The sequence below is a fragment of the Aliivibrio sp. 1S128 genome (assembly GCF_001691065.1).
In the GTDB taxonomy this organism is placed as follows: domain Bacteria; phylum Pseudomonadota; class Gammaproteobacteria; order Enterobacterales; family Vibrionaceae; genus Aliivibrio.
On the sequence record NZ_MAJV01000124.1, the window covers coordinates 1 to 402 of the forward strand.

Annotated in this window: 1 pseudogene; it reads left to right on the top strand. The window is 40.0% G+C overall.

The features are described 5' to 3' along the window. Window positions 1-121 precede the first annotated feature (121 nt). A pseudogene (locus tag A6E03_RS17045) lies at window positions 122-402 on the top strand (hypothetical protein); the annotation flags it as partial.

Consider the following 402-nt stretch of genomic DNA (forward strand, 5'->3'; position numbering starts at 1 on the left):
GAATACAATTTATTCTTGGGAGTATCAGGGCGCGGGTCAAAAATACACTAATTTAGCATACTGGATTTTGTCAATATTTTCAGGAGGAATACCATTATTGTTTCTTTGGTCGGTTACTGACATGACAGTAGACTCACCTGTTTTTTTGGGGCTCTTTATTTTATCAACGACACTGGTGTTTATAGGGAGATATTTATTTGCACCAGATAAACATCGTTGTTATCACCTAACATCAATGGGTATTCATTACACTGAACAAGACATGATCCCTGAAGTGGCTTATAAAATTGCGCGAGGCTTTGCTTGGGTTGGCATTGTGGTCTGTATTATCGTTGCCTTTATGTTTGGCCCATTGGCTTTTGTTGGAGCAGGGGCTTTTGCGCTCATGTCATTTGGGATGAC